The organism is Mesorhizobium sp. M1E.F.Ca.ET.041.01.1.1 (assembly GCF_003997355.1).
Taxonomy (GTDB): domain Bacteria; phylum Pseudomonadota; class Alphaproteobacteria; order Rhizobiales; family Rhizobiaceae; genus Mesorhizobium.
Map to the genome: position 1 here is coordinate 1 of NZ_RZSL01000458.1, position 5,058 is coordinate 5,058.

The window sequence follows — 5,058 nt, forward strand, 5'->3', positions numbered from 1 at the left end:
CGCCGCCGTCGCTGCCGCCGAACCGGAAAAGACGATCCGCAATCATTTGCCGGCAAGGCCGAAGGGCCGCACCATCGTCATCGGCGCGGGAAAAGGCTCGGCGCAGATGGCGGCGGCCTTCGAGAGAGTCTGGGAAGGGCCGATCGACGGGCTGGTCGTCACCCGCTACGGCTATGGCGCGAAATGCGAGCGCATCGAGATCATCGAGGCGGCGCATCCGGTGCCGGACGCCGCCGGCCTCGAGGCGTCGCGCCGGCTGCTGGAGAAGGTGCGGGGTCTGACATCGGACGATCTGGTGGTGGCGCTGATTTCTGGCGGCGGCTCGGCGCTGCTGCCGTCGCCCGCTCCCGGCCTGACTTTAGCCGACGAGATCGCCGTCAACGAAGCGCTGCTTGCCTCCGGCGCGCCGATCGCGGCCATGAATACCATCCGCAAGCACGTCTCGACCATCAAGGGCGGTCGCCTTGCCGCCGCCGCCCATCCGGCGAGGGTCGTGTCGCTGGTCGTTTCCGACATCCCCGGCGACAATCCGGCGCTGGTTGCGTCGGGACCGACCGTCCCCGACACCGGCAGCCGTGAGGATGCGCTGGCGGCGATCGCCGCCTACAACGTGAAGTTTCCGGCCTCCGTCATGGCGCATATCCAATCGCCCGCCGCCGATGCGCCGCGACCCAACGACCCGCGCTTTGCCGGCAACGAGGTGCATCTCATTGCCTCGGCGGGCGTGTCGCTGGAAGCGGCGGCAGCCGAAGCGAAGCGGCAAGGCATTGAGGCCGTGATCCTGTCGGATTCGATCGAAGGCGAGGCGCGCGAGGTCGGTGGTGTCCATGCCGCTATCGTGCGCGAGGTGGCGACGCGCAACCGCCCCTTCGCCAAGCCGGTGCTGATCCTCTCAGGCGGCGAGACGACGGTGACCTTGCGCGCCAAGGGCAAGGGCGGCCGCAACTCGGAATTCCTGCTCGCCTTTGCCATCGCCATCAACGGTGTGGATGGTATCCATGCTCTGGCGGCAGACACCGACGGCATCGACGGCTCGGAGAACAATGCCGGCGCCTTCGCCGACGGCTCGACCGTGTCGCGCATGCGCGGGGCGGGTGTCGACGCCAAGGCGATGCTAGCCGGCAACAATGCCTGGACGGCCTTCAATGCGGTGGGTGATCTTTTCGTGCCGGGACCTACGGGCACGAATGTGAATGATCTCAGGGCGATTCTGGTTAGGTAGCGCGGAGCCCCACAGAAGTCGTCATTCTAGGGCGAAGCAAGGAGCGAAGCGACGAGCGTTTCGGCTAATCTTCAACGTCGCACTACCGTGCAGCAGCGTCGCCCCTCTGCGCGGGGTCGGGCACGCTGATCGTTCAAGCAGCCATCAACTCTTTTACCTTCCGCATATCCTTCAAAAACCGCTCCCTCTCCGCCTCCTTGTCCTCCTGCTCGCGGATGCGCAGGATAAGCGAGGGGTGGATGGTGATGAAGACGCGTAAGCCGTCATCGCGCTCGATCACCTCGCCGCGCCTCTTCAACACCGGTACCGCTTTGCCAAGCAGGGACTGCGCCGCGGTCGAGCCAAGCGCCACGGCAAGACGGGGCTCGATCCGGCCGATCTCCTTGTCCAGCCACCAGCGGCAGGCCTGCACCTCGCCGACATTGGGCTTGGAGTGGATGCGCCGTTTGCCGCGCGGCTCGAATTTGAAATGCTTCACCGCGTTTGTGACATAGACCTTCCGGCGGTCGATGTCGGCATCTTCCAGCGTGGCGTCGAGCATCCGGCCCGCCGGGCCGACAAATGGTTTGCCGGCCCGATCCTCCTGGTCTCCCGGCTGTTCGCCGACGAAGATCACCTCGGCGTCTTCCGGCCCTTCGCCGAAAACCGTCTGTGTCGCGTTGCGCCACAGCGGGCAGCGGCGGCAACCCGTCGCCTCATCGCGCAACTCGGCGATCGGCGCTGCGTCGTCCGGCGGTTCGGCGTGTCCCGCTCGAGCGCGTCTGCCGGAAGTCGCCGGCTCATGTGGAGTCGTGCCTGCCATCGTCCATCCCTCGTCCGCTTCGATGTTGAATGGGCGAGATTGTCGATGGTTCCTGCCGGTGCCTCACACCTCGTGCAGATAGAGGTGGTAATCCAGCTCGCTGACGGTGCGGGCGACGCGCAGATATTCCGCCTGCTTGATCGCCACGAAGGTTCGGTGCAGGTCGGGGCCGAGCGCCGATTTCAGGAAATCGGAGCGCCTGGCCGCCTCGATCGCGGCGCGCCAGTCCACCGGCATGGTCGTGTCCGCGGGGGCGGACTCATAGCCGTTGCCGGTCGTCTCCGGTCCGGGGTCGAGCCCCTCGTCGAGGCCCTTGACGATGCCGGCCAGCACGGTCGCCGCCACCAGATAGGGATTGGCGTCGACGCCGGACGGCCTGTGCTCGATGCGGCGGTTCTTGGCGTCGCCCGCCGGCACGCGCAGCGCCACCGATCGGTTGTTGACGCCCCAGGTCGGCGCCACCGGCGCATAGGATTGCGAGACGAAGCGCCGCCATGAATTGGCATGCGGCGCGAAAACCAGCATCGATTCCGCCATGGTGTGGATCAGCCCGCCGAGCGCGTTGAGCAGGCTCGGTGACCATTTCTCGCCGGCGGCTTCGGTGAAGACGTTCCGGCCCGCATCGTCCTGCAGCGAGACGTGAAAATGCATGCCCGAGCCGGCATAGGTCTCGATGGGCTTGGCCATGAAGCACGCGGTGACGCCGTGCCGGCGCGCTTGCGCCCGGACCAGCCGTTTCAGCATGACCAGGTCATCGGCCGCCCGCATCACATCCTTGCGGTAGTTGAGCGTCAGTTCGTATTGGCCGGGCGCATATTCCGAAATGACGGTCTCGGCCGGAATGCCCTGCGCCCTGGCGGCGGCGTAGATGTCGGAAAACAGCGGCTCCATGCCGTGCAGATGGTCGACCGAATAGACTTCCGTCTTGCCCGAGCGGCGGCCGTCGAGCACCGCGCGGGCGGCCTGCACCTTGCCGTCCGCATCGCGTTCGTTGGCGAGGAGAAAAAATTCCAGCTCGAAGGCGCCGGCCGGATGCAGGCCCTTGGCCGCCAATATGTCCACCTGCCGGGCCAGCGCCAGCCGTGGATCCGACGACATCGGTTGCCCGTCCAGATGATACATCGCCATCAGCACCTGGCCGCGCGGCGGCTGCGTGCCGTGGAGCGGCACCAGTGTGCCGGGGATCGGCCAGGCCCTGAGGTCGCCGTCGCCGCTGTCCCAGATCAGCCCGGTTTCGTGGACGTCCTCGCCGGTGATGTCGAGGCCGAGGATCGAGATCGGCATATGACGGCCATTCTCGAAAATGCCCATCAGCTCGTGGCGCCGCACGATCTTGCCGCGGCCGATGCCGTTGGCGTCGGTGAGCACGATGTCGAAGGCCTCGATGTCGGGATGGGCGTCGAGAAAAGCCTTCGCCTCGGCGGGCGTCGAGCCTGAAGGGGAGGTCGCAACTGTGCTCGGATTGTCCATGGCTGCCAATCTTCCAACTGCTTGTCTCACGCCGTAAGCCTGGCCGCAACCGCGCTGAAAGCGGTGATCAGCCGGCTCACCTGCGCCGCCGTCGTCGCTGGCGAAATCAGCATCATATTGTGGAACGGTGCGATCAGCACGCCGCGATTGACCAGCGCGACATGGATGGCTGCCTCGAGTTCCGGCGCATGCGCCTTCTCCGCCTCGCTGCCATCTTTCAGCGGACCGGGCGCGCAGATGAACTCGACCCGGGCTCCGACGCGCGCGACATGCCAGGGCAAATGATAACGGTCGATGACGGCGGTCAGCCCGGCGTCGAGGCGGCGCGCCAGCCGGTCCATATGGGCATAGGCCTCCTCCGTCATCACCTCTTCCAGCGTCGCGCGCATCGCCGCGAATTGCAGCGGGTTCGCCGACAGCGTCGTACCCATGCCGGAATAACCGGGCTCCTTCGTCCGGTTATAGGCGCCGTAGCGGGTGGCGACCTCTTCGCTCATGCCCCAGATGCTGGCCGGTACGCCGCCGGCCACCGGCTTGCCGAGCACGAACAGGTCCGGCTCCAGTCCATGTTTGCGTGTGTAACCGCCAGGGCCGGTGGAGATGGTGTGCGTCTCGTCGATCAGAAGCAGAGTGCCGGCCGCGCGGGTGAGGCGACGCAGTGCGTCGTGAAAGCCCGGCTCCGGCAGCACCATGCAGGAATTGGTCAGCACCGGTTCGGTGATGACGCAGGCGACGTCGCGCTCGTCAAGCGAGGCCTCCAGTGCGGCGACATCGTTGAATTCGACGATCTTGGTTGCCCGCGTGAGATCGCGGAATTCGCCCGCCAGTCCGGGCCGGTTGACCGGCTTGCCGCCGATCAGCCGCACCATCGTCTCGTCGACCGAGCCATGATAGCAGCCATTGAAGACCAGGATTTTCTCCCGCCCCGTCACGGCGCGGGCGACGCGCAGCGCGAAGCGGTTGGCGTCGGTGGCGGTGGTGGCGATCTGCCAATAGGGCAGACCGAAGCGCTGCTGCAAAAGCGGGCCGATCGCCAGCGCATCCTCGCTGGGCAGCATGTAGGTCAGGCCGCGCCCGGCCTGCCGGCGGATGGCGCGGGCGACCGCCGGCGGCGAATGCCCGAGCATCGAGCCGGTGTCGCCAAGGCAGAAATCGTCAAGCTTGTTGCCGTCTATATCGGTGATGGTGGCGCCTTTCGCGCCGTCGACCAGGATCGGAAACGGCGTCGGCCAGTCGGTCATCCAGTGCATCGGCACGCCGCCGAGGAAGCCGGCCATGCCGTTGCCCACCTTCGCCTCGGATTTCGGCCGCGCCTTGCGGAAGATGGCCGCCTCCGTCTCGCGCAATTCGGCGATGCGGGCGGCATCGATGCCGCCGATGGAAGTCCGGTCGATTGAATGCATGAAGGCCCCTCTTTCTCGCGCGGCACTCTGCCAACCGGTCGGCAAATCCGCAATTGGCCGCGCTGGGGGCGGGCGTTGGCTCAGGCAGTAGGGGAGTAGGGGAGTAGGGGATCCACTTTCCCTACCTACTCCCTTACTGCCCTTCTCCCCTACTCCCTTAA

At 66.4% G+C, this 5,058-nt stretch carries 4 protein-coding genes; 1 reads left to right on the forward strand and 3 read right to left on the reverse strand.

The features are described from left to right. Window positions 1-1,222: glycerate kinase (locus tag EOA38_RS27685; RefSeq protein WP_145966093.1), on the forward strand; the 1,222-nt coding region annotated here is incomplete at its 5' end. Window positions 1,223-1,355: 133 nt separating this feature from the next. Here EOA38_RS27685 and EOA38_RS27690 read toward each other — a convergent pair. From EOA38_RS27690 to EOA38_RS27700, 3 genes are all read right to left on the reverse strand, one after another. Next, window positions 1,356-2,024 carry a UdgX family uracil-DNA binding protein gene (locus tag EOA38_RS27690; RefSeq protein WP_126090624.1) on the reverse strand — a complete coding sequence of 223 codons (669 nt, stop codon included), beginning with the start codon at window positions 2,022-2,024 and terminating at the stop codon, window positions 1,356-1,358. A gap of 63 nt (window positions 2,025-2,087) precedes the next feature. Next, window positions 2,088-3,494 carry a glutamine synthetase family protein gene (locus EOA38_RS27695; protein WP_127300714.1) on the reverse strand — a complete coding sequence of 469 codons (1,407 nt, stop codon included), beginning with the start codon at window positions 3,492-3,494 and terminating at the stop codon, window positions 2,088-2,090. 26 nt (window positions 3,495-3,520) lie between these two features. Beyond that, complete coding sequence (locus EOA38_RS27700; RefSeq protein ID WP_127300715.1) at window positions 3,521-4,897, reverse strand: aspartate aminotransferase family protein; 1,377 nt, start codon at window positions 4,895-4,897, stop codon at window positions 3,521-3,523. Window positions 4,898-5,058: the final 161 nt, after the last annotated feature.

What these genes read in the sequence shown, in the direction of transcription:
- EOA38_RS27690 (WP_126090624.1), bottom strand. Translation starts at nt 2,024, where the DNA reads ATGGCAGGCACGACTCCACATGAGCCGGCGACTTCCGGCAGACGCGCT.
- EOA38_RS27695 (WP_127300714.1), bottom strand. Translation starts at nt 3,494, where the DNA reads ATGGACAATCCGAGCACAGTTGCGACCTCCCCTTCAGGCTCGACGCCC.
- EOA38_RS27700 (WP_127300715.1), bottom strand. Translation starts at nt 4,897, where the DNA reads ATGCATTCAATCGACCGGACTTCCATCGGCGGCATCGATGCCGCCCGC.